Source organism: Pseudotabrizicola sp. 4114 (assembly GCF_031457365.1).
GTDB lineage: Bacteria > Pseudomonadota > Alphaproteobacteria > Rhodobacterales > Rhodobacteraceae > Pseudotabrizicola.
The window spans coordinates 124,140-145,740 of the sequence record NZ_JAVDWP010000008.1; the positions used below are offsets into that span (position 1 = coordinate 124,140).

General features: G+C 64.0%; 22 protein-coding genes and 1 tRNA gene. 13 read left to right on the forward strand and 10 right to left on the reverse strand.

Annotation, left to right across the window (positions count from 1 at the left end):
* The first annotated feature begins 6 nt into the window (after window positions 1-6).
* Entirely contained in the window at window positions 7-1,053 is a 1,047-nt protein-coding gene (locus J2X53_RS17060; RefSeq protein ID WP_349038696.1) for a lysine-2,3-aminomutase-like protein, read from the forward strand.
* 36 nt (window positions 1,054-1,089) lie between these two features.
* Here the strand turns inward: J2X53_RS17060 and J2X53_RS17065 are convergent, their stop codons facing one another.
* On the reverse strand, window positions 1,090-2,271 hold the full coding sequence (locus tag J2X53_RS17065) for an NAD(P)/FAD-dependent oxidoreductase (RefSeq protein WP_349038735.1): 1,182 nt from the start codon (window positions 2,269-2,271) through the stop codon (window positions 1,090-1,092).
* Window positions 2,272-2,405: 134 nt separating this feature from the next.
* On the opposite strand from J2X53_RS17065, the gene J2X53_RS17070 reads away from it, so the two are divergent.
* Both J2X53_RS17070 and J2X53_RS17075 read left to right on the forward strand, forming a co-directional pair.
* Window positions 2,406-2,480 (forward strand) — tRNA-Gln (locus J2X53_RS17070).
* Window positions 2,481-2,535: 55 nt separating this feature from the next.
* The gene (locus tag J2X53_RS17075; RefSeq protein WP_349038697.1) at window positions 2,536-2,838 is read left to right on the forward strand and encodes a hypothetical protein; all 303 of its coding nucleotides are present in this window, start codon (window positions 2,536-2,538) and stop codon (window positions 2,836-2,838) included.
* 75 nt (window positions 2,839-2,913) lie between these two features.
* On the opposite strand, the gene aroB is transcribed toward J2X53_RS17075, so the two are convergent.
* Both aroB and J2X53_RS17085 read right to left on the reverse strand, forming a co-directional pair.
* Window positions 2,914-4,029 (reverse strand): 3-dehydroquinate synthase, encoded by a 1,116-nt coding sequence (gene aroB / locus J2X53_RS17080; protein WP_349038698.1) that lies wholly within the window; start codon window positions 4,027-4,029, stop codon window positions 2,914-2,916.
* Window positions 4,026-4,604 carry a shikimate kinase gene (locus J2X53_RS17085; RefSeq protein ID WP_349038699.1) on the reverse strand — a complete coding sequence of 193 codons (579 nt, stop codon included), beginning with the start codon at window positions 4,602-4,604 and terminating at the stop codon, window positions 4,026-4,028. The genes aroB and J2X53_RS17085 overlap by 4 nt, the downstream gene beginning before the upstream one ends.
* A 214-nt stretch (window positions 4,605-4,818) precedes the next feature.
* Between J2X53_RS17085 and J2X53_RS17090 the strand changes: the two genes are divergently transcribed.
* Genes J2X53_RS17090 through J2X53_RS17105 form a run of 4 tightly spaced genes read left to right on the forward strand, consistent with a single transcriptional unit; the run spans window position 4,819 to window position 8,851 of the window.
* Window positions 4,819-4,995 (forward strand): hypothetical protein, encoded by a 177-nt coding sequence (locus tag J2X53_RS17090; RefSeq protein WP_349038700.1) that lies wholly within the window; start codon window positions 4,819-4,821, stop codon window positions 4,993-4,995.
* Window positions 4,985-6,538 carry a hypothetical protein gene (locus J2X53_RS17095; protein WP_349038701.1) on the forward strand — a complete coding sequence of 518 codons (1,554 nt, stop codon included), beginning with the start codon at window positions 4,985-4,987 and terminating at the stop codon, window positions 6,536-6,538. Before J2X53_RS17090 ends, J2X53_RS17095 begins: the two co-directional genes overlap by 11 nt.
* Window positions 6,535-7,488, forward strand: a complete 954-nt coding sequence (locus J2X53_RS17100; RefSeq protein WP_349038702.1) for a site-specific tyrosine recombinase XerD — start codon at window positions 6,535-6,537, stop codon at window positions 7,486-7,488. Before J2X53_RS17095 ends, J2X53_RS17100 begins: the two co-directional genes overlap by 4 nt.
* 58 nt (window positions 7,489-7,546) lie before the next feature.
* Window positions 7,547-8,851: an HlyC/CorC family transporter gene (locus J2X53_RS17105; RefSeq protein WP_349038703.1), complete on the forward strand. Its 1,305-nt coding sequence runs from the start codon at window positions 7,547-7,549 to the stop codon at window positions 8,849-8,851.
* A 42-nt stretch (window positions 8,852-8,893) separates the two neighbouring features.
* Here J2X53_RS17105 and J2X53_RS17110 read toward each other — a convergent pair whose 3' ends face one another.
* Complete coding sequence (locus tag J2X53_RS17110) at window positions 8,894-10,459, reverse strand: helicase HerA-like domain-containing protein (RefSeq protein ID WP_349038704.1); 1,566 nt, start codon at window positions 10,457-10,459, stop codon at window positions 8,894-8,896.
* A 483-nt stretch (window positions 10,460-10,942) separates the two neighbouring features.
* On the opposite strand from J2X53_RS17110, the gene J2X53_RS17115 reads away from it, so the two are divergent.
* On the forward strand, window positions 10,943-11,620 hold the full coding sequence (locus tag J2X53_RS17115) for an invasion associated locus B family protein (RefSeq protein ID WP_349038705.1): 678 nt from the start codon (window positions 10,943-10,945) through the stop codon (window positions 11,618-11,620).
* Between the two features lie 78 nt (window positions 11,621-11,698).
* Here J2X53_RS17115 and J2X53_RS17120 read toward each other — a convergent pair whose 3' ends face one another.
* The 4 genes from J2X53_RS17120 to J2X53_RS17135 are packed head-to-tail and all read right to left on the reverse strand — an operon-like array spanning window position 11,699 to window position 15,917.
* Window positions 11,699-12,901 carry a beta-ketoacyl-[acyl-carrier-protein] synthase family protein gene (locus J2X53_RS17120; protein WP_349038706.1) on the reverse strand — a complete coding sequence of 401 codons (1,203 nt, stop codon included), beginning with the start codon at window positions 12,899-12,901 and terminating at the stop codon, window positions 11,699-11,701.
* 6 nt (window positions 12,902-12,907) lie between these two features.
* Entirely contained in the window at window positions 12,908-13,171 is a 264-nt protein-coding gene (locus J2X53_RS17125; protein WP_349038707.1) for an acyl carrier protein, read from the reverse strand.
* Between the two features lie 40 nt (window positions 13,172-13,211).
* On the reverse strand, window positions 13,212-14,291 hold the full coding sequence (locus J2X53_RS17130; RefSeq protein WP_349038708.1) for a UDP-3-O-(3-hydroxymyristoyl)glucosamine N-acyltransferase: 1,080 nt from the start codon (window positions 14,289-14,291) through the stop codon (window positions 13,212-13,214).
* Window positions 14,292-14,333: 42 nt separating this feature from the next.
* Complete coding sequence (locus J2X53_RS17135; RefSeq protein WP_349038709.1) at window positions 14,334-15,917, reverse strand: L,D-transpeptidase family protein; 1,584 nt, start codon at window positions 15,915-15,917, stop codon at window positions 14,334-14,336.
* 350 nt (window positions 15,918-16,267) lie between these two features.
* Here J2X53_RS17135 and J2X53_RS17140 point away from each other — a divergent pair, with 350 nt between their 5' ends.
* A complete protein-coding gene (locus J2X53_RS17140) occupies window positions 16,268-16,837 on the forward strand; it encodes a DUF882 domain-containing protein (RefSeq protein ID WP_349038710.1) in 570 nt (189 codons plus the stop codon).
* Between the two features lie 91 nt (window positions 16,838-16,928).
* On the opposite strand, the gene J2X53_RS17145 is transcribed toward J2X53_RS17140, so the two are convergent.
* Together J2X53_RS17145 and J2X53_RS17150 are read right to left on the reverse strand one after the other, a co-directional pair.
* Window positions 16,929-17,678: an RlmE family RNA methyltransferase gene (locus J2X53_RS17145; protein WP_349038711.1), complete on the reverse strand. Its 750-nt coding sequence runs from the start codon at window positions 17,676-17,678 to the stop codon at window positions 16,929-16,931.
* Complete coding sequence (locus J2X53_RS17150) at window positions 17,675-18,811, reverse strand: Ppx/GppA phosphatase family protein (protein WP_349038712.1); 1,137 nt, start codon at window positions 18,809-18,811, stop codon at window positions 17,675-17,677. Before J2X53_RS17150 ends, J2X53_RS17145 begins: the two co-directional genes overlap by 4 nt.
* Before the next feature lie 260 nt (window positions 18,812-19,071).
* Here J2X53_RS17150 and J2X53_RS17155 point away from each other — a divergent pair, with 260 nt between their 5' ends.
* Genes J2X53_RS17155 through J2X53_RS17170 form a run of 4 tightly spaced genes read left to right on the forward strand, consistent with a single transcriptional unit; the run spans window position 19,072 to window position 21,588 of the window.
* Window positions 19,072-19,374 carry a virulence factor gene (locus J2X53_RS17155; protein ID WP_349038713.1) on the forward strand — a complete coding sequence of 101 codons (303 nt, stop codon included), beginning with the start codon at window positions 19,072-19,074 and terminating at the stop codon, window positions 19,372-19,374.
* A 31-nt stretch (window positions 19,375-19,405) separates the two neighbouring features.
* Window positions 19,406-20,326, forward strand: coding sequence for a methylenetetrahydrofolate reductase (locus J2X53_RS17160; RefSeq protein ID WP_349038714.1), 921 nt, complete (start codon window positions 19,406-19,408; stop codon window positions 20,324-20,326).
* Window positions 20,327-20,341: 15 nt separating this feature from the next.
* The gene (locus J2X53_RS17165) at window positions 20,342-21,322 is read left to right on the forward strand and encodes a methyltetrahydrofolate cobalamin methyltransferase (RefSeq protein WP_349038715.1); all 981 of its coding nucleotides are present in this window, start codon (window positions 20,342-20,344) and stop codon (window positions 21,320-21,322) included.
* A 38-nt stretch (window positions 21,323-21,360) separates the two neighbouring features.
* The gene (locus tag J2X53_RS17170; protein WP_349038716.1) at window positions 21,361-21,588 is read left to right on the forward strand and encodes an N-(5'-phosphoribosyl)anthranilate isomerase; all 228 of its coding nucleotides are present in this window, start codon (window positions 21,361-21,363) and stop codon (window positions 21,586-21,588) included.
* The last annotated feature ends 13 nt before the right edge of the window (window positions 21,589-21,601 follow it).

Below are 21,601 nucleotides of genomic sequence, written 5' to 3' on the forward strand. Positions count from 1 at the left end.
CCACAGATGGACGGCAACACCCCCCTTCGCCCGGCGCTGACCATCGCCGATCTGGTCGCCGATGGCCTGACGCAGGCCACGGATACGCCGGTTCTTACCCGTGTGGCGCAGGATTTCCGCCTGCGCCTGACCCCGCAGATGCGCGCCGCGTCGCAACTGTCGGAAGGCGTCGCCCGGCAATTCGTGCCGACAGCGGCAGAGCTGATCGAGCGGCCCGAGGACAGGTTTGACCCCATTGGCGACGATACCCACGCCCCGGTGCCGGGTCTGACGCATCGTTATCCTGACCGGGTGATCGTGCATGTCACCAAGACCTGCGAGGTCTATTGCCGCTTTTGCTTTCGCCGCGAAACCGTTGGCGAGACAGGACATTTGCCGCCCGACCAGCTGGAGGCCGCGCTCGACTACATCGCCCGCACCCCCGCAATCTGGGAGGTGATCCTCACTGGCGGCGACCCACTTGTGCTGTCGGCGCGGCGCATCGCCGATCTGGTGGCGCGGCTGGCCGCGATCCCGCATGTCGGCGTGCTGCGCCTGCACACGCGGGTGCCGGTGGTGGCCCCCGACCGGATCACCGACGCGCTGATCGCGGCGCTGAAACAGCATCCGTCGGTCTGGGTGGTGATCCATACCAACCATGCCGATGAGCTGACAGCCGAGGCCCGGGCCGCCCTGACCCGGCTGGCCGATGCCGGCATCCCGCTCTTGTCGCAATCGGTGCTGCTGCGCGGGGTGAATGACAGTGCCGAAGTTCTGGAGGCGCTGTTCCGCGCCCTGATCCGGTTGCGGGTGAAGCCCTATTACCTGCACCATTGCGATCTGGCGCGCGGGGCGGGCCATTTCCGCACCACGATTGCGGCGGGTCAGGCGATCATGGCAGCCCTGCGCGGGCGGCTGTCCGGCACGGCTCTGCCGACCTATGTTCTGGATATTCCGGGCGGTTACGGCAAAGTGCCGATCGGGCCGGAGTATCTGGTGCAAGATCCGCAAGGCTGGACGGTGACCGATCCGAATGGTCGGCAGCATCGGTATGAAGACCCTGAACCGAGCTGAGAGATTGCGCGAGGAAAGTCGCGCAACCCCTTGATATCAGGCGACCTGCCCCGCAGCCCAGCCCGATGACCAGGCCCATTGGAAGTTGTATCCGCCGAGCCAGCCGGTCACATCCACCACCTCACCGACAAAATACAACCCTGCCACCGTTTTGGCCTGCATTGTACGGGCATCCAGCGCATCAGTATCGACCCCGCCCAGCGTGACCTCGGCCGTGCGATAGCCCTCTGACCCCACCGGCATCAGCCGCCAGTTGCGCAACACCTCGGCCACCTGCTCCAACGCAGCGTTGGACAGCGTGCCAAGCGGCCCCACAGGCGCGATCACGGTTTCCAGATGCCGCGCCAGCCGCTCTGGCACCAGCCCCGCCAGAGCCGTGCGCAGCGCCAGTTTCGGGCCTTCCGCCCGCGCCGCTCGCAAATGCGCCGCCACATCGCGCCCCATGCTGACATCCAGCGCAATCGGCTCGCCTTCGCGCCAGTAGCTGGAGATCTGCAGAATCGCCGGGCCGGACAAGCCGCGATGGGTAAACAGCATGCCTTCGGCAAATTCGGTCCGCCCGTGCCGCACCCGGCCTTCGACCGACAGACCCGACAGCGGCTTCATCCAGACCAGCTCCTGCTCGGCAAAGGTCAGCGGCACCAGGCCAGGCCGGGTTTCCACCAGCGGCAGACCGAACTGCTCGGCCAGACGATAGCCAAAGCCCGTCGCCCCCATTTTCGGAATCGACTTGCCCCCGGTCGCCACCACCAGCGAGTCGCAGATCAGCGTGCCACGCTGTGTGGTAACAGTGAAACCGCCCCCCGGCAGCGCGTCAACCGCGCCCACCTCACAGCCCAGCCACAGCTCGCCCCCGGCCCGCGCCAGATCACGGGTCAGCGCATCGACGACCTGAGTCGCCGGGCCGTCGCAGAACAGCTGCCCCAGCGTTTTCTCATGCCAGGCGATGCCCCAAGCGTCCATCCGCGCGATAAAATCCCATTGGGTAAAGCGTTTGAGCGCCGACAGCGCAAAGCGCGGGTTGCGCGACAGAAAGCGGTCGGGGGCAATCTCCAGATTGGTGAAATTGCACCGCCCGCCGCCCGAGATCCGAATCTTTTCCCCCGGTGCCTTGGCATGGTCGATCACCCGCACCCGCCGCCCGCGCCTTGCGGCCTCGATTCCACAAAACAGGCCCGCAGCCCCGGCCCCCAGAACGATGATATCCAGCTTTTCCATGCCCGCCCCATAGCGCGCACCGCCCCGCGCGTCCATCTTTGCAGTGCGATACATGTTGCTGCGGGCATCTTTGCATTTTTGTGATGAACCCCCTTGCACCCGCCAACACCCTTGGCTAATAACCGCCGCACGGTTGGGGCGTCGCCAAGCGGTAAGGCATCGGTTTTTGGTACCGACATACCCAGGTTCGAATCCTGGCGCCCCAGCCAACCACTCCTGATAATCACGATTAATGCAGTCCCGTCCCTTTGGGGACAGGCATTTATGAGCCGAGCCATGCACCTGACGCATGACGGCAAGACCGTTTTGCTGCATTGCAGCATGGGCGGGCTGTGTTTATCTCTTCCTCAGAGAGACGAGCAATGTCAGGAACCTCAGATGGCAATTTCAGCAAACAGCGCTTTGCACTACACTCCCGAAAATCGTGGAATCTTCGCGACCTTCATGGAGTTCTTCGCGTTGATCGGCGCGGCAATCGAGGCGTCGGGCGCAGTCCAGAACGGTCGTCAGCCATCGGCTGATTCACTGGCAAAGCTGGGCATCCCTGCGGACGCATTTTCCCGGTAACCTGGCCTGAAGGCCAGATGGTTATTGCAAAGATATGACCCGCCGATCGGGCGGGTCACAGGTTAAGGCAAAACTCTAGGTCCGACCGGCAAGCGCCTCTTTCAACAGGGTTTTCACAACATCCCCCGGCACGTCAGCCGCGACAAAAGCCTGCCCGATGCCGCGCGCAAGGATAAAGCGCAGCTGGCCATCCACCACTTTCTTGTCCTGCCCCATCAGCGTCAGCAGCGCATCGGCATCCGGCAGATCGCCGGGGATATCCCGGAGGTCGACCTTGGTGCCCATGCTGCGCAGATGCGCGCGCACCCGGCTGGGGGCCTCTTGCGCGCACAGGCCCAGACGCTGCGACAGCTCGAACGCCAGCGCGCACCCGATCGCCACGCCTTCGCCATGCAAGAGCCGGTCCGAATAGCCGGTGGCCTTTTCCAGCGCGTGGCAAAAGGTGTGGCCCAGGTTCAACAGCGCGCGCTCGCCCTCTTCGGTCTCATCGCGGCTGACGATCCCGGCTTTCATCTCGACCGAACGGCGCACGGCATATTGGCGCAAACCGGCATCGCCTGCCATAGCGGGGGCGTTCACCTCCAGCCAGTCAAAGAACGCCGCATCGCCCAGCAGCCCGTATTTCACCACCTCGCCATAGCCCGCCAGAAAATCGCGGCGCGGCAGGGTGGCCAGCACGTCGATGTCGGCCAGCACCAGTGTGGGCTGATGAAACGCGCCGATCAGGTTCTTGCCCTGCGCCGTGTTGATCCCGGTTTTGCCACCGACCGAGCTGTCGACCTGCGACAGCAGCGTGGTCGGGATCTGCACAAAGCGGACCCCGCGCCGCAGCACGGCCGCCGCAAACCCTGCCAGATCGCCGATCACCCCGCCGCCAAAGGCCACCACGACATCGCGCCGCTCGATCTTTTGCTCCAGAAGCCATTCGGTGGCGCGGGCAAATTCCGGCCAGCCCTTGGTGCTCTCCCCGGCAGGCAGCGCCAGTGCTGTCGCCTCGATCCCTTGCGCCGCAAAGGACGCAAGCAGCCGGTCCAGATGCAGAGCGGCCACCGCACCGTCGGTGACCACGGCCACCTTGCGCCGCCGCAGGAATGGCAGGATCTGCGCCCCCGCCCCGTCGATCAGACCGGGGCCGATCCGCACCTCATAGCTGCGCGCGCCCAGATCGACCGGGACCACATCCACCGTCATGCCGGCTCTCCTTTCAAAACGTCGGGGCCCAGACCTTCAGGCCCCAGTACATCGGGCCGGGCCAGCAGCGCCTCGATCACGCGCCCGGCCATGGCCTCGATCGACAGATCGGGGCTGGCATCGACCGTCACATCGGCCTGGCTGTAAAACGGCACGCGGGCCTCATACAAGGCACGCAGGGTTTCGCGCGGATTTGCCGTGCGCAACAGCGGCCGGGTCGATTTGTGCCGCACCCGGTTCCAGAGCAGATCAAGGTCGGCACGCAGCCAGACGGCCACCCCGGACTCGGAAATCAGCTGCCGGTTGGCTTCGGCCAGATAGGCCCCGCCGCCGGTCGACAGCACGCAAGGCGGGCCGCGCAGCAGACGGGCCAGCACCTCGGATTCGCGGGCGCGAAAGAACGGCTCGCCGTCGCGCTCAAAGATCTCGGCAATCGAGCGGCTGGCCGCGCGGACGATTTCCTCATCCGAATCAACAAACGGAACCCCAAGCGCCCGGGCCAGCGCGGTGCCCACAGCGGTCTTGCCCGCCCCCATCATCCCCACCATGGCGACCGTCTTTTTCAGGCGTGCCACGTTGCCTCCTTCGATTCCTTGGCCATGCAGGGCTGCCTTTGCCTGCAACAGCGGCGTTTCGCCCGCATCACGCGCATTTTTTTGTTCATGGCGTGAACTCGCCGCGAATGCCATATATAATCGCGCGGAAAGTCGCCACCATGGGGCCCTGAGTGCGGGTGGCGGTGACAAGACGGGCAAAGAGGCTGCTGCGACAAGACGGCGGGGTGAACCCGTGACACGCAGGAATATCGGGCTGAAAGGGCAGATGGCAATGGTGGGGCGTATCCTCAAGGCGATGATTGTATTGGGTATTGTGGGGTTTGCTGCACTGACGGGCTATGCATATCTGGCAGATCTGTCGCCCGGTCAGACCGAAGTGACGGTTCCGGTGACGCTGAATGCCGACTAGGGCAGCACTGGCCGCGCTGTGCTGCGTGGTCACATGGGCGCCTGCGCCGGTCCGGGCGGATGATCCGTTGTCGGCCATCGACTGGCTGTCCAGCTCGGTCGCATCGCCTGCAGGCTCGGCCATCGGCACGCCCGCCAGACCGGCAGAGGCACCGGTGACGACGGGCGGGGCCTTGCCGCAGGATGTCGCGGTGTCGGTGCTGGATGCGCCCTCTCCCGATGCCATCGGGCTGCTTGCCCCCGCGACCACCGGCCTGCCCCGCAATCTTTGGGGCATGGGGCTGGAGGAAGAGGTGCGGGCCGCGATTGCCAAAGACCGCAGCGACCTGTTGCCCGCCCTGCACGCCCTGACTATGACCCTGATGCTGGCCGAAGCGGCCCCCCCGGCCGACAGCAGTGGCAAGGGGGCGCTGCTGCTGGCGCGGATCGACCGTCTGCTGGCCATGGGCGCGCTGGATCAGGCGGCGGCCTTGCTGGACGCGGCCCCGCCGGGCGACCCCGAACTGTTCCGCCGCGCCTTTGACGTGGCGCTGCTGACCGGGCACGAGGAACGCGGCTGCGAGATGATGCAGGCCACCCCCAATCTGGCCCCGACCTTTCCTGCCCGCATCTTTTGCGTGGCCCGCTCCGGCGACTGGAATGCGGCAGCGCTGACGCTGCGCACGGCGCAGGCGCTGGGATATGTAACCGAGGAGGAAGATTCGCTGTTGTCGCGCTTCCTTGACCCCGATCTCTATGAAGGCGATGCCCTGCCCCCGGTTCCGGCACGGATGACCCCGCTGTCCTGGCGCATGTTCGAAGCCATCGGCGAGCCGCAATCCACGGCCACCCTGCCGCTGGCCTTTGCCCATGCCGAGTTGCGTGACACGGCGGGCTGGAAAAGCCAGATCGAGTCGGCCGAACGGCTGGCACGGGCCGGGGTGATTGCGCCCAATGTGCTGCTGGGGCTGTATACCGAGCGGTTGCCCGCCGCCTCGGGTGGGGTCTGGGACCGGGTGGATGCGTTCCAGCGGTTTGAAACCGCCCTGCGCGCCGGCGACCCGGGCGCTGTGGCGCAAAGCCTGCCCGCCGCCTGGACCCAGATGGCCGGGGCCGAGCTGGAGGTGCCTTTTGCCACGCTCTTTGCCGAAGACCTGTCGCGTTTGCCGCTGACGGGTCAGGCCGGGCGCATTGCGTTTGACCTGGGACTGTTGTCGCCGGAGTATGAAACCCTCGCCAAGGCCCGCAAGCCGGAAAGCCCGCGCGAGGCCTTCCTGATCGGGCTGGCGACCGGGTCGCTGGCCGGGGCGATCCCGCCGGACACGCTCGGCCGCGCGATTGCCCCGGCGTTTCTGCGCTCGGCCGCCGCCCCCGAATTTGCCAGCCTGATGGAGCAGCGCCGCATGGGCGAGGCGATCTTGCTCGCGGTCGAGAAAATCGGGCGCGGGGTGCAGGGCGATCTGTCGGGGGTGACCGATGGGCTGGCCTTTCTGCGCCATATCGGGCTGGAAGACACCGCCCGCCAGACCGCGCTGGAGCTGATGCTGTTGGAGCGGCGCGGATGACCGCAGGCCCTGCCACGTCGGACGGCTGGATTTCGACCTTTCTCGATGCCCATGCCGCCGAACTGGACGCCGCGCGCAACACGCAGCTGGCCTATGGCCGGGATCTCAAGGATTTTGCCGCCTGGGTCGCGCATCGCGGCATTGGCTTTGCCGCCGCCACGCGCGAGGATGTGGAGGCCTATCTGGTCTCCTGCGATGCCAATGGCCTGTCGAAGGCCACCCGCGCCCGCCGCTTGTCGTCGATCCGGCAAATGTACCGTTTTGCCCATGACGAGGGCTGGCGCGCCGACAATCCGGCGATCCGGATCAAAGGGCCCGGCGCAGTGCAGCGCTTGCCCGATGCCCTGTCACAGGACGATGTCACCCGCCTGATGGACGCCGCGCGCAGCCACGGCCGAACCGATAGTGACCGCGCCCGCAACACCGCCTTGCTGGAGCTGGTCTATGCCACCGGCATGCGGGTGACAGAACTGGTCAGCCTGCCGGTTTCCGCCGCGCGTGGCGATCCGCGCATGATCCTGGTGCGCGGCAAAGGGGGCAAGGAACGGATGGTGCCGCTGTCCGGCCCCGCACGCGCCGCACTTGCCGTCTGGCTGAAGCTGCGCGATCAGGCCGAAGACAAGGCGCGGCTGGCAGGCCACGCGCCCTCGCGTCAGTTGTTCCCCGGACCGGGCGCAGACGGGCATCTGACCCGGCAGCATTTCCACCTGATGCTCAAACAGATTGCCATCGCCGCCGGGGTCTCGCCCGCACGGGTCACCCCGCACGCGCTGCGCCATGCCTTTGCCACCCATCTGCTGGCAGGCGGGGCCGATCTGCGGGTGATCCAGACCCTGCTGGGCCATGCAGATCTGTCCACCACCGAGATTTATACCCATGTGCTGGATGATCACCTGAAATCATTGGTGCTGCAGCATCACCCGTTGGCAAAACCGGCCAAGGGTTCTTGAAGCACAGGCCAACTCCCCGCATAACTTCTTTAATCCTCGCAACAGAAAAAAGATTGATATGGAAAACTCTGCCCTCGACTCTGCCTTCTGGCTGACTGCCGCGGGAATCATGTGTCTGCTGGTGCTGTCTGCGTTCTTTTCCGGCTCGGAAACCGCATTGACCGCCGCCTCGCGCGCCAAGCTGAAAACCCTTGCCGACAAGGGTTCGCTCGGGGCGCAGTCGGCGATGAAAATCACCGAAGACAATGAGCGGATGATCGGTGCGATTCTGCTCGGCAACAACGTGGTCAACATTCTGTCGGCCTCGCTCGCCACCGCGCTGCTGACCCGGGTGCTGGGCGATTCCGGGGTGGCGTTCGCCACTTTGGGTATGACCATTCTGGTGCTGATCTTTGGCGAAGTGCTGCCCAAGACACTGGCCATCACCTTTCCCGAAGGGGTCGCGACGCGTGTGGCACCCATCATCCGGGTGCTTATCCTGCTGTTCTCGCCCATTGTTTCCGTCGTCCGCGTTCTGGTGCGCGGGGTGTTGCGGGTGTTCGGCGTCCGCGCCGACCCCGAAGGCAAGATCCTGGCCTTGCGTGAAGAAATCATGGGCGCAATTGCCCTTGGCCATTCCGAAGGTGCCGTGGAAAAGGAAGACCGCGACCGGCTGCTGGGCGCGCTGGATCTGGGCAGCCGCACGGTGGACGAGATCATGCGCCACCGGCGTCATATCGAAATGCTGGATGCCGATCTGTCGCCGGATGACATTCTGACCAAGGTGCTTGCCTCACCCCACACCCGCCTGCCGCTGTTCCGCGGCAATGAGGAGAATATTCTGGGGGTCGTCCATGCCAAGGACCTTCTGCGCGAGGTGGACCGGCTGCTCCGGACCGCAGACGGAACGCTGGGCTCGGTCAAGGATCTGGATATCGCCGCAGTCGCGATGGCGCCGTATTTCATCCCCGACACCACCGCGCTGGATGAACAGATGCGCGAATTCCTGAAACGCCGCACCCATTTTGCGCTGGTTGTCGATGAATACGGCGGTTTGCAGGGCCTGATCACGCTGGAAGATATTCTGGAAGAGATCGTCGGCGAGATCACCGATGAGTTTGACGTGGTGCAAAAGGATGAGGCGCTGAAACGGGCCGAAAACGGCGATTATCTGATCGAAGGTCAGATGACGATCCGCGATCTGAACCGTGCGACCGACTGGAATCTGCCCGATGATGAGGCCAATACCATTGCCGGTCTGGTGATCCACGAGGCGCAGATGATCCCGAATGAAGGGCAGGCCTTCAGCTTCCACGGCTTCCGGTTCGAAGTGGTTCAGAAACGCGAAAACCGGATCGTGAAGCTGAAACTGCGGCCGCTCTGAAACGCGCCGCCGGGCAGGTAAGCCCTGCCCGGCTGTCCCTGCTCAACGCTTTTTGAACAACGATCCCAGCACGCCACGCACTATGGCCTGCCCTGACCGGGTGCCCAGCTGGCGGGCAAAGCTCTTGGCAAAGGCCTCGCCGACCGAGTCACTTCGGCGGCCGCTGGTTTTGGGCGCAGGCGCCTTGTTGCGTGTGCTGCCGCCATCATAGCGACGGCCCCGGCTGAATTCGTTGGTCTCCTCGCCCGGATCGGCAGCTTCCCGACGCGGGTCTGCCTCGGTTTGTGCCGCCTCTGCCGCCGCCTTTTGCGCGCGCGCGCGCAGCCGCTCATAGGCACTGTCGCGGTCGATCACCGTGTCGTATTTGCCCGCCAGCGGCGATGCCGCCATCAGCTCCGCCCGCACAGCCGGATCAATCGGCCCTAGCTGGCTTGACGGCGGGCGGATCAGCGTGCGTTGCACGATGCCCGGAATCCCCTTGCGCTCCAGAAACGACGTGACCGCCTCGCCGGTGCCGACATCGCGGATTGCGTCTTCGGTCTGGAACGCCGGATTGTCGCGATAGGTCTGGGCGGCAAGCCGCAGGTCTTGTCGGTCTTTGGCGGTAAAGGCGCGCAAGGCGTGCTGCACCCGGTTGCCAAGCTGGCCAAGGATGGTTTCGGGCACATCCGCCGGGTTCTGGGTGATGAAATACACCCCCACCCCCTTGGACCGGATCAGCCGCGCCACCTGTTCCACCTTTTGCACCAGCGCCTTGGGCGCATCAGAAAACAGCAGATGCGCCTCGTCGAAAAAGAACACCAGCTTCGGCTTTTCCGGGTCGCCCACTTCGGGCAGGCTCTCGAACAGCTCGGACAGCAGCCAAAGCAGAAAGGTTGCATAGAGACGCGGGCTGTTCATCAGCCGGTCGGCAGCCAGAATGTTGATCCGCCCCATGCCTTCCGCATCGGTCAGCATCAGATCGGCCAGATCCAGCGCCGGTTCGCCAAAGAACCCGGCCCCGCCCTCATTCTCCAGCACCAGCAACCGGCGCTGGATCGCCCCGATTGATGCAGGCGCGACCAGACCATAGCGATTGGAAATCGTGCTGGCGTTTTCGCCGATGAACACCAGCAGCGCCTGCAGATCCTTCAGATCCAAGAGCGGCAGCTCTTCCTCATCCGCCAGCCGGAAGGCGACGTTCAGCACGCCTTCCTGCGCATCGGTCAGTTCCAGCAGCCGCGCCAGCAGCAGCGGCCCCATCTCGGCCACAGTGGCGCGGATCGGATGACCCTGCTGGCCGAACAGATCCCAGAACGTCACCGGAAAGGCGCGGTACGCCAGATCCAGCCCGATGGTGGCAGCCCGCGTGATGAACGGCGTGTGCAGCTTGCCCATGGGGTCGCCCGCGACGGCCAGGCCCGACAGATCGCCCTTTACGTCCGACAGAAACACCGGGACACCTGCGGCCGAAAACCCTTCGGCCAGGATCTGCAACGTGACCGTCTTGCCGGTGCCGGTCGCGCCGGCAATCAGACCATGGCGGTTGCCAAAACCCAGCAGCAGCCGCTGCGGATCGCCATACTCCGCGCCACCACCCCCGACAAATACTGAAGGTTCTTCTGACACGCGCCATCTCCCCGTCACACAATTCTTCACGCCGGATCAGACCCGCGCGAGCCGACAATACAATCTTAACCCCCTGATACCAGCCTTGATATTGGCTGCAGTCAGTGCCGCTCTCTGCGGTCCTGCACATGGCCCGTCCGGTGAGGCAGGGTCAGGAAACCATGCGCCGTTTCTTCATGTTTTACAGGCGATATTGTGATCCGATTCCCGGTTGACGGATGCGATATTCCGCCGTAGCGTCAGCGCCATGAAGTCGGCCAGTCCGACAGGGAGCAAACAATAAATGTGAAAAAGGGCCGGGCCACTGGCCCTTTTTCATTTTCGTCCTCCCCCCATACACGCCCTGCCCGGTCGCATAGCCGCCATTGCCGCTTTTGACCGGCAGTCCCGCGCCGGGTCACGCTTTTGGCACCTGACAGCTCAGGCGCAACATGCTAGAGCGGCGCAAGCGGTGAAAGCCCAACAGCGAAATATGGACCTGACATGACCTTTGCAGTGACATCGACCCTTTCCAAATCCTTTGCCCTGACCCTTTTGCTTGCGTCCTCCGCCGCATCCGGCCTTTGGGCGCAAGAGGCAACAACGCCCCCCGCGACCGAAGGCACCCAAGCACCGGCCGCAGACCCTGCCCCGCCGGCAGATGCTGCGACCGAACCGGGTCTGTCGATGGGCACCGAGGCCGGGGCCGAGGGGGCACCCGCCGCTGATGGCATTGGCAGCGCCTATGTGCAGGCAAATTTCGAGGCCTGGGAACAGCGCTGCGTCCGCACCGAAGATGGTTCTGATCCCTGCCAGCTGTATCAGCTGCTGAAAGACAGTGACGGCAACGCGGTTGCCGAATTCAGCATGTTCAACCTGCCCGCTGGAGGTCAGGCCGCCGCCGGGGCAACCGTTGTCGTGCCGCTGGAAACGCTGCTGACCGAAAACCTGCTGATGGCCGTTGATGGCACCACCCCACGGGTTTATCCGTTTACCTTCTGCTCAAACCTGGGCTGCGTGGCGCGGGTCGGCTTTACGGCTGCCGAGGTTGAGCAGTTCAAGAAGGGTGCGAAAGCGGTTATCACCATTGTACCCGTCGTCGCCCCCGACCAGAAGGTGTCGGTTGAGGTGTCGCTCAAGGGCTTTACAGCCGGTTATGCGGCTGTCTCTGCCACCAACTGACACGCGCGATTGCATCGTTGAACACACAGGCCGCGCCCGATGGGCGCGGCCTTTTGCATGGCGGATCAAAGAGTTCGGTCAGATCCGGCGCAGCACCAGCACCGCATTCAACCCGCCAAACGCAAAGGCATTGGTCATTGCCACCTTTACATCGGCCTTGCGGGCGGTGTTGGGCACCACATCGAGCGCGCAATCGGGGTCCGGTTTCTGATAGCCCAGCGTGGGCGCCACCACCCCATCGCGCAGCGCCATCAGACAGGCCAGCGCCTCCACCGCGCCAGTGCCACCGATGATATGGCCATGGGCGCCCTTGGTCGATGACACCAGCGGCGGGCTGGGGCCAAACACCGTGCGGATCGCCATCGCCTCATTGGCATCATTGGCACGGGTGCCGGTGCCATGGGCGTTGATGTAATCCACCTGCCCCGGCTCCAGCCCCGCATCTTCCAGCGCGCCACGCATCGCGCGCACCGCACCGTCTGCCGATGGCATCACGATGTCATGCGCGTCAGAGCACATGGAAAACCCGACCACTTCGGCAAGAATGGTCGCCCCCCGGGCGCGGGCATGCTTGTAGGCCTCGAACACAAAGACCGCAGCACCTTCGCTCTGCACCATCCCGGTGCGATCCGCAGAAAACGGGCGGCAGGCATCGGTGGCCATCACGCGCAGCCCCTCCCACGCCTTCAACCCGCCAAAGGTCAGCATCGCCTCGGCCCCGCCGGTCAGCATGACCGGAGCAGCACCCGAGCGCACCATCTGATAGGCCAGCCCCATCGCATGATTGGAACTGGCGCAGGCGGTCGAGACGGTAAAGGCCGGGCCGCGCAGACCATAGGTCATGCTGATGTGGCTGACCCCGGCACTGGCCATCAGCCGGGGCACGGTCAGCGGATGCACCCGGTTCTTGCCCTCGGCATAAACCGCGCGATAGCTGTCGTCGATGGTGCCCAGACCGCCGCCCGCCGTGCCCAGAATGACCCCCGCGCGCAGGCCAAGCGCCTCGTCAAACACCAGCCCCGACTGCGCCACCGCCTGCCGGGCCGACCACAGCGCAAACTGGGTCATCCGGTCATAGAGGCTGAGGCCGCGCAGATCGAAATGTTCGGTGGCGGTCCAGTCGCGGACCTGCCCCGCGACCCGGACCGACAACCGGTCAACATCGGGAATATCCAGCGGGCCGATCCCGCCCTGCGCATTGGCAAAGGCATCAAAGGTCGAGGGCACGTCATGGCCAAGGGCATTGATGGTGCCCGCGCCGGTGATCACAACTCTGGGCATAAAGGCTCAGGCGGCCTTTTGCGAAACAAGGCCTTCAACCGCGGCAATGATCGCGCCCACCGACGACAGGTCAAAGTCATCGGTGCCCGGGTCATTGGCGTTGAAAGGCACCGAGATGTCGAAGGTCTCTTCCAGCGCGAACACCAGCTCCACCATGGCCAGACTGTCCAGCGCAAGCGCCTCCAGCCGGGTGTCGATGGTCAGATCGCCGGGTTCCAGCAATGCCTTTTCGGCAATGATCCCGATAATGGTCTGTGCGGTCTGGGTCATGCGATCATTCCTTCCTGTTCGCGCGACTTATAGAAAGCCTTCATGACTTTTGAATGACTTTCTCGATTGCGGCAACCTTTGCGGCCAGACGTGGCAGCCGGCGCAGCGCTTTTTGCATCTCTACATGCGTTTCCAGCCTGACCGCCGGATACCCCAGCAGCACCCGACCGGCTGGCGCATTGGTGAAAACCTTGGTCGCGCCGCCGCAGATCACGTCATCGCCGATAAAGATATTGTCATTGACCCCGCACTGCCCGGCCAGCACCACCCGGTTGCCGATCCGCGCCGATCCTGCCACGCCGACCTGCCCGCACAGCAGGCAATCGTCGCCCACCTGCACGTTGTGGCCGATATGGACAAGGTTATCCAGCTTGGTGCCGTTGCCGATGCGGGTATCGCGGATCGTGCCCCGGTCGATGCAGACATTCGCGCCGATTTCCACATCATCGCCGATGCTGACCGCACCCAGAGAATGAATCCGGGTCCAGCTTTGCGCCCGGATCTCGTCGCGCTGGCCCAGAGTTTCGCGAATCTCTTCGACCCCCGATTTCTCGGGCGTGACAAAGGAAAACCCATCCGCCCCGATCACCGCGCCCGGCTGAATCACAACCCGCGCGCCGATCTGCACCCGGGCACCCACCCGTGCGCCCTGCAGGATCAACGCCTCCGGCCCGATTTGCGCGCCTTCGGCAAGGCTGACATGGCTGGCAATGCGGGCATTGGCCCCAAGGATCACCCCGGCGCCGATGGTGACAAACGGCCCGATCGCCGCGCCCGCGCCGATCTGCGCGGTCGGATCAATCACGCTCATCGGATGAATGCCCGGCGCAATCGCCGGGCCGGGATCGAGCATCCGCGTCAGCCCCGCCATCGCCAGCCGCCCGCGCGGCGCAAAGATCGCGGCCTGCAGACCGAGCGCCTGCCAGTCCGCCCCCGGCCACAGCAGCGCCGCCCGTGCCTGCCCCAGAGCCAGACCATCCACATATTTGGGGTTCACCGCCAAGGCCAGATCCTCTGGCCCGGCATGCTGCGGCTCTGCCGCACCCTGCACCATCAGCGCGCCATCCCCCGCGAACTCCGCCCCAAGGGCGGCGGCGATGTCAGCGATGCAATGGGCCATGATGATGCTCCTTTCACTGCGTCTTTGCAGCTGACCGGAGGTTTAGCCCTGAACCACAGGCAAGACCACCCCGGCCGCCTCAAGCGCCTGAAACAGTTTGGCATCCCGGCCATAGATGTCGCGGCGATAGGTCATCTGCCCCTTGGCCCCCGGATACGCGGTGAAATAGACCAGATGCACCGGCACCTTTTGCTCCAGCTTGACCGTCGTTTCATTGCCGGTCTTCAGATGGCGGACAAATTCTGCCTGCGGGTCATCCGATTGCAGCGCCAGCAGCGCATAGGCAAAATCGAACGGATCGGCCAGACGGATGCAGCCGTGGCTATAGGCACGCACGTCATGGGCAAACAGGTTTTTCGAAGGCGTATCATGCAGATAGATGTTGTACTTGTTAGGGAACATGAACTTTACCAGCCCCAGCGCATTGCCGTCTGACGGCGGCTGGCGCAGACCAAACGGAAAGGTCCGCGCCGAATATCCGGCGAAATTGACCGCCCCGCGTGGCACCACGCGGCCGCGATTGTCGATCACCTGCAGATGGCTGACCGCATTCGGGTTGCGCTGCAGAAGCGGCAGGTATTCCTTGACGATGATCGAGCGCGGCACCCCCCAGCTCGGGTTGATCACCATATGCGCCATCTGGTCGGAAAACTCGGGCGTGTGCTGATCCATCACATCCTTGCCGATCACCGACCGGGTCTCGAATGTGACTTTGCCATGATCCATGACCTTGGCGGTAAAATCGGGCAGGTTGACCCAGATATGACGGTCGCCAAGCGGGGTGTCATGCATCCAGCGCACCCGCTCCATCGCGACAATCACCGATTTCAGCCGCTCATCTGCCGCGATGTTCAGCTCGGCCAGCGTCGCCTCTGCCGCGATGCCATCGGCGGTCAGCCCGTGATCCAGCTGAAACCGCTGCACCGCGTTCTGAATGGTGGCATCATAGCTGCGGGTGGCCGAGCGGGTCAGATAGCCCATCGCGACCAGACGCTCGCGCAAGGCGACGACCGCCTCACCAGTGTCGCCCTGCCGCAGCGCCTTGGCCCGCACCACCGGGCCCCAGCCGCCTTGGGCGATCCGCGACTCAAGCGCCAGTTTGGCCCGCATCAGCTGCGCATAGCGCGGCGAGTCGGGCAGCAGCCCATGGAGCAGCTCCACCGGGTTGCGCGCCTGCATCTGCGCCAGCAACAACGCAGGGTCAGGCCGCGCAATCTCGCGCACGATGCCGGGATCGACGGTTTTCGGATCGGTGGCGCCGGTTTTCACATCGCGGGCAAAAGCCAGATAGGCGCGGGTCAGCGCCACCTCGGCCCGGGCACGGTCGCCTTCGGTCTGCGCGGTGCTCAGCAGTGCAGTCAGCTTTGCGGCATCATAGCGCGCGACCGGCAAGCCATGCGCCCCCGCCCGCGACAGGGCCGAGAGCAAGGCCGAACGCCGCTGCGCATCCTGCTCTTCCGGGCCGGTCCACAGCGTGCGATAGCCGCTCTCGCGGTAGAAGGCGGCAATCACCTCATCCCCGGATGCCTCGGCGGCGATGGTCTGAACGAAGGGGCTGGGAAACTCCTGCGCCGACGCGGGCATGGCAAGCATAAAAATCGCAGCCGAGAGCAACAGCCCACGCATACCAGAACCACCAGTCAATCGAGTCATCGTGAGATCGTCCCCGTCCGTCTTTGCCGAATTTCCCCGACTTTCCGCGAAGTTGGCAGCACTGTCCATTCACGTTCCGGCCAGATCCTCACGATCACCCCCGATTTCGTTACTTTCCGGCAACAGTGAGGTAAGAAAAATGCAGCGCATTGTTTCCGCGCCTTTCAGCAAAAATTTGCCGATGCCCGCTAAACCGGGAACCAGCGGAGAATCTGCGCTTGGGTTGCAAAACATGCTGTGGCATAAGACTGGCACACTTGGGGATGAAGTGCAGACGAACCGCCATCAAGGTGGTCAAGAATTGCGACGGGACAGGCGCTAGAATGGCAGATACATCGAAGTTCGGGATTTCGCGGCGTGGCCTGCTGGGTGCGTTTGCGGCATCCATTGTGGTTGCAGCTCCGACTTACTCCAACGCTTTCGGTCTGTTGCGCGGGGCTGGCGACATTCGCCGGATCCGTATGTATTCAGGACGGACCGGCGAAAGCATCGACACGATCTACTGGATCGAAGGGAAGTACATTCCCGAGGTCATGACCGAAGTAAATCACTTCATGCGCGACTGGCGGTCCAATGACGTGATCGGCATCGACGCGCGCACGGTGGATATCATGGCCGCCGCCCATCGTCTGATGGATGTCAAAGAGCCCTATATGATGCTGTCGGGCTATCGCAGCCCCCGCACCAACGCCATGCTGCGCTCGCAATCGGGCGGCGTGGCCAAGAACTCGCTTCACCTCAAGGGTCAGGCAGCAGATCTGCGGCTCAAGTCGCGATCGGTCGGTCAGATGGCCAAGGCAGCGGCCGCCTGTGCCTCTGGCGGCGTGGGCCGGTATTCCCGCTCGAACTTTGTGCATATGGATTGCGGTCCGGTGCGCAGCTGGGGCGGCTGAGCGGACAGGTCCGACAGAATGGGCTGAAAATTCGCAGAATTTTCGTGAAAAGGCACCCTGCGGGGTGCCTTTCTCGTGCAGCCATTCGCGGTCAGTCGTCGCTGTCGTCATCGGCCGCCTGGGCCGCCGCAATCGCGCGGCCACGATAGCCGGTCGCCACCACAAATTTTTCGGAACTGTCCGACCGGCTGGCCGGGGGCTTCACGTTCGCCACCTTGCGGAAGTTCTTTTTCAGCGTGGCCTGCATGGTGTTTTCCGCGCCCCCCGCCAGAACCTTGGCGACAAAGGTGCCGTCGTCTTCCAGCACGTCAAAGGCAAAATCCAGCGCCGCCTCGATCAGGGCCACGATGCGCAGGTGGTCGGTCGCCTTGTGCCCCGACGCCGCCGCCGCCATATCCGACATCACCACATCGGCCCGTCCGCCCAGCCAGCCCTTGACCAGATCATCCGCCCCGTCGGACAGGAAATCCAGCTGATGCAATTCGGCACCGGAAATCGGCTCTATCTCTTGCAGATCGACGCCCAGCACGGTGCCGACCGGCTTTTTCGGGTTTTGCCCCAGCGCATTGACCCGCGCCACCGCGACCTGACACCAGCCGCCCGGCGCACAGCCCAGATCCACCACCCGCGCGCCGGGTTTCAGGAATCCATAGCGGTCATCCAGCTCCAGGATCTTGTAGGCGGCGCGACCGCGAAACCCTTCCTTGCGGGCGCGGATCACGTAAGGGTCGTTCAGCTGCCGCTCCAGCCACAGGGTCGACGACAGTTTGCGGCCCTTGGCGGTTTTCACCCGCACCCGCAGCTCACGCTGGCCCCGGCCGGATATGTTCTTTTCACTCATGTGAATGGTCCTTCGGTCAAGACGCCATCAACGGTCATCTGCGCATATAAAAGCCCTTCACGCAGGCCACGGTCGGCCACGGAAAGGCGGTCCGTGGGCCATATCCGCATCAGCGCCTGAAGGATAGCCGCACCGGACATGATCAGGGCATGCCGGTCACGGCCAATGCGCGGATCGGTGCGCCGCCCCTCTGGCCCCAGCGCCAGATAGTCACGGATCACGAAATCAATCTGATCACTGGTCATCTGCAACCCGTCCACCTTGGTCCGGTCATAGCGGCGCAGGCCAAGATAGCTGGCCGCCACCGTTGTTACCGTGCCAGAAGTGCCGATGATCTGAAACCCTTCGCGCGGATGCTGGGCGTTATAGGGCGAAAAGCTGGCCAGCTGTTCCTCGAAAAACCAGCTCATCAGCGCGAAGCGGGCGGCATCATCATCGACATCGCCAAACTGGTCGCGCAAAGTCGCCACCCCCAGCGGCACCGAGATCCAGTCCACCACCCGCGCCCCGCCTTCGGGTTGGGCGTCGAACCCGGTGTGCAGGCTCATGATCGCGCGCGGCCGGTTTTCCGGCACAACGCCCGACAGGTCGATCCAGACCAGCTCGGTCGAACCGCCGCCGATATCGACCACCAGCAGCTGTTCGGTCCGCTCATTGACCAGCGGCGCGCAAGAGATCACCGCCAGCCGCGCCTCTTCCTCGGGCGAGATGATCTCCAGCTGCAGACCGGTCTCGCGCTTGACCTGACGGATGAAATCGCGGGCATTGCGGGCGCGGCGGCAGGCTTCGGTGGCCACCAGCCGCATCCGGTTGACGCCATGCCGCTCGATCTTTTTCTGGCAGATCCGCAACGCCTGCACCGTCCGTCCCATTGACGCACGCGACAGCCGGCCCGAGGCTTCCAGCCCGATGCCCAGCTGAACAGTTTTCGAAAAACTGTCCACGACCGTAAACTGACTGCCCTTTGGCTGGGCAATCAGCATCCGGCAACTGTTGGTGCCAAGGTCAAGCGCCGCGTATAGCGTGCCCTGCCCCGGCTTTTGAGGGGGTGACGATTCGGCGACACGAGAGCCTTTTTCAGGCTCGACCGGTGTTTGCGACGCGCCCCCCCCTCGGGGACGCTCGGGCGTCATAGCCGCCCTCCATATGTGGTTGCAGTCAGGGTAGCGCCGATCCCCCGTTGCCGCAAGCTCTCATGCGGGCACGGATTTCAGCAGCTTTGAACACCGGCTGTGCGCTTGGCCTTCGGGCATCCGACCGCTGTTGCCGCCGCTTATGCACCCCCCTGTTGATGCCCCGGGTCGCAGATGCAATGCGCCATGTCGAAAACGCACCCTCTTGTCGCAAACGGGCGATTAGAACGGAAGAGAACGTGCGGAAGGGGAATCAGGGCATGGCCGAGGTTACAGTGGTCTTTTGGCGCGACATTCCGGCTCAGGTGATTGTCGGCAAAGGACGGCGCGGGGCCAAGGTGCAGCTGACCGAACGCTTTGAACAGGCGATCGACCGTTGTGCCATGAAGATCGGCGCGCGCGATGCCGATGCCTATCTGGCCGAATGGCGAAAAGCGCCCGCCTATGAGGTGGAGGGCGATCAGGACGAGGTTGCCCGCGCCGAGGCGGCCCGGCTTGAAGCCGAATACGACACCGAACATCTGAAAGCACTGATCGCCGCAGATGGCTGGGCAAAGGCCTGAGAGTCCGCGCATGACCCTGAAGGAGAGGTTGATGGCACTGTTCAATTTCCGCAGCAAGACCGCGCAGGCCCCCGCTCCGGCGCAGGGTCAGATGGAAGCCTTTCTGCAGGGCTACTCCATCGAGGTGATGCCACGCACCGCCGAAAAGGTCGAAGATTTCCGCACCCTGCTGCCGACCGGCACCCGGGTCTATATCGCCCATCTCGACGGCACCGCGATTGACGAGATGGTCGCCACCGCGCGGCGTCTGGCGGATGAGGGCTTTACCGCCATGCCGCATTTCCCGGCGCGCATCATCAAGGACCGGGCAACGCTGACTGATTGGGTCGCGCGCTACCGCGATGTCGGCGTGCGGCAGGGCCTGTTGCTCGCCGGTGGTGTGGCGCAGCCGGTGGGCGACTTTCATAGCTCGATGCAACTGCTGGAGTCCGGCGCGTTTGACGGTTTTGACCGGCTGCATGTCGCGGGCCACCCCGAGGGGAACAAGGACATCGACCCCGATGGATCTGACCATATGGTGATAGAGGCCGCGCGCTGGAAATCAGCCTTTGCCGAACGCACCGATGCGCAGATGGCGATGGCGACGCAGTTCTGCTTTGATGCGGAACCCGTGATTGACTGGGTCAACCGACTGCAGACCGAGGGCGTGAAGCTGCCGGTGCATATCGGCGTGGCGGGCCCTGCCAAACTGCAGACCCTGATCAAGTTCGCCATTGCCTGCGGTGTCGGTCCGTCGCTGAAAGTGTTGCAAAAGCGGGCGATGGATGTGACCAAGCTGCTGATGCCCTATGAGCCGACCGACGTGCTGGAAGCGCTTGCCGCGCACAAGGCACGCAATCCGGAATTTGGCATCGAACAGGTGCATTTCTTCCCGCTGGGGGGAATCAAGACCAACGCCCAATGGGTGACAGAACATGGCGGCGCCGCTGGCAAACCCGCCAAGGCCGCTTGAGACAAAGGTTTAAGAATGACCCGCACAGTCCTCGAATCAAAGACAAAAACCGTCATCATCGGCTTTGACGAGCCGTTCTGCGTTATCGGTGAGCGGATCAACCCCACCGGCCGCAAGAAACTGGCCGCCGAGCTGGAGGCCGGCAACTTCGAGACCGTGATCCGCGACGCGCTGGAACAGGTCGCCTGCGGTGCGACGGTGCTGGATGTGAACTCCGGCGCGGTGTTCACCAACAAGATGGCGCTTGACCCGCGCTATGCCGACAACAACTTTGTCGAGCCGCCGCTGATGAAAGCGCTGATCGAGATCATCCAGGCGACCGTCGACGTGCCCCTGTGCATCGACTCGTCGGTGCCCGCAGCACTGGAGGCCGGTCTGGCCGCCTGCGAGGGCCGCCCGCTGTTGAACTCGGTGACCGGAGAAGAGGACCGGATGGAACTGGTTCTGCCGCTGGTCAAGAAATACAACGTGCCGGTGGTCGCGATCTCGAACGACGACACCGGCATTTCGCCCGACCCGGATGTGCGCTTTGCGGTGGCAAAAAAGATCGTCGAACGCGCCGCAGATTTCGGCATTCCTGCGCATGACATCGTGGTCGATCCGCTGGTGATGCCGGTGGGTGCCATGGGCAGCGCCGGGCAGCAGGTGTTTGCGCTGGTGCGCCGGTTGCGTGAAGAGTTGGGCGTGAACACCACCTGTGGCGCGTCAAACATCAGCTTTGGTCTGCCGCACCGGCATGGCATCAACGCGGCGTTCCTGCCGATGGCAATCGGGGCCGGGATGACCAGCGCGATCATGAACCCGGTGCGTCAGGTCGAGATGGAGGCGATCCGTGCCGCCAACTTCCTGATGAACCACGATTCCAATGGCGGCGAGTGGATCCGCTTTGCCAAGGTGCTGGAAGCGGTTGAAGGCGGGCTAAGCTTTGCCGAGGCCTCGGCTGCGGCCAGCCAGTCTGCCGGGGGGCGTCGTGGCGGCCGCCGCGGGCGGGCATGATAACCGGATGTTAACCATGGGGCGGCTAAGCTTGCCGCATGGAACCGATCATCAGGCAAAGCAGCGCGGATTACTGGGTGGATCAGGTCTTTGCGGCCCGGCAGGCGCGCGGCGGTGTGGTCCGCCGCGCGGTGCCCTGGGTGGAGCGCGAAATTGGACGCGACCGATTTGTGCAGGAGGTGCGCGCCCGCGGATTTCACCTGTTGCGGGCCGGCGATCAGTTCATCGTCATCTGCGATCCAAGACCGGTTCAGATTCTGTTCTGACGAATTTTCTGCG

What these genes read in the sequence shown, in the direction of transcription:
- aroB (WP_349038698.1), bottom strand. Translation starts at nt 4,029, where the DNA reads ATGACGGTGGATGTGGTCCCGGTCGATCTGGGCGCGCGCAGCTATGAG.
- J2X53_RS17095 (WP_349038701.1), top strand. Translation starts at nt 4,985, where the DNA reads ATGCCGACTAGGGCAGCACTGGCCGCGCTGTGCTGCGTGGTCACATGG.
- J2X53_RS17135 (WP_349038709.1), bottom strand. Translation starts at nt 15,917, where the DNA reads ATGCGTGGGCTGTTGCTCTCGGCTGCGATTTTTATGCTTGCCATGCCC.
- J2X53_RS17120 (WP_349038706.1), bottom strand. Translation starts at nt 12,901, where the DNA reads ATGCCCAGAGTTGTGATCACCGGCGCGGGCACCATCAATGCCCTTGGC.
- J2X53_RS17105 (WP_349038703.1), top strand. Translation starts at nt 7,547, where the DNA reads ATGGAAAACTCTGCCCTCGACTCTGCCTTCTGGCTGACTGCCGCGGGA.
- J2X53_RS17145 (WP_349038711.1), bottom strand. Translation starts at nt 17,678, where the DNA reads ATGAGTGAAAAGAACATATCCGGCCGGGGCCAGCGTGAGCTGCGGGTG.
- J2X53_RS17125 (WP_349038707.1), bottom strand. Translation starts at nt 13,171, where the DNA reads ATGACCCAGACCGCACAGACCATTATCGGGATCATTGCCGAAAAGGCA.
- J2X53_RS17075 (WP_349038697.1), top strand. Translation starts at nt 2,536, where the DNA reads ATGAGCCGAGCCATGCACCTGACGCATGACGGCAAGACCGTTTTGCTG.
- J2X53_RS17100 (WP_349038702.1), top strand. Translation starts at nt 6,535, where the DNA reads ATGACCGCAGGCCCTGCCACGTCGGACGGCTGGATTTCGACCTTTCTC.
- J2X53_RS17155 (WP_349038713.1), top strand. Translation starts at nt 19,072, where the DNA reads ATGGCCGAGGTTACAGTGGTCTTTTGGCGCGACATTCCGGCTCAGGTG.
- J2X53_RS17140 (WP_349038710.1), top strand. Translation starts at nt 16,268, where the DNA reads ATGGCAGATACATCGAAGTTCGGGATTTCGCGGCGTGGCCTGCTGGGT.
- J2X53_RS17115 (WP_349038705.1), top strand. Translation starts at nt 10,943, where the DNA reads ATGACCTTTGCAGTGACATCGACCCTTTCCAAATCCTTTGCCCTGACC.
- J2X53_RS17150 (WP_349038712.1), bottom strand. Translation starts at nt 18,811, where the DNA reads ATGACGCCCGAGCGTCCCCGAGGGGGGGGCGCGTCGCAAACACCGGTC.
- J2X53_RS17065 (WP_349038735.1), bottom strand. Translation starts at nt 2,271, where the DNA reads ATGGAAAAGCTGGATATCATCGTTCTGGGGGCCGGGGCTGCGGGCCTG.
- J2X53_RS17130 (WP_349038708.1), bottom strand. Translation starts at nt 14,291, where the DNA reads ATGGCCCATTGCATCGCTGACATCGCCGCCGCCCTTGGGGCGGAGTTC.
- J2X53_RS17160 (WP_349038714.1), top strand. Translation starts at nt 19,406, where the DNA reads ATGGCACTGTTCAATTTCCGCAGCAAGACCGCGCAGGCCCCCGCTCCG.
- J2X53_RS17170 (WP_349038716.1), top strand. Translation starts at nt 21,361, where the DNA reads ATGGAACCGATCATCAGGCAAAGCAGCGCGGATTACTGGGTGGATCAG.
- J2X53_RS17060 (WP_349038696.1), top strand. Translation starts at nt 7, where the DNA reads ATGGACGGCAACACCCCCCTTCGCCCGGCGCTGACCATCGCCGATCTG.
- J2X53_RS17165 (WP_349038715.1), top strand. Translation starts at nt 20,342, where the DNA reads ATGACCCGCACAGTCCTCGAATCAAAGACAAAAACCGTCATCATCGGC.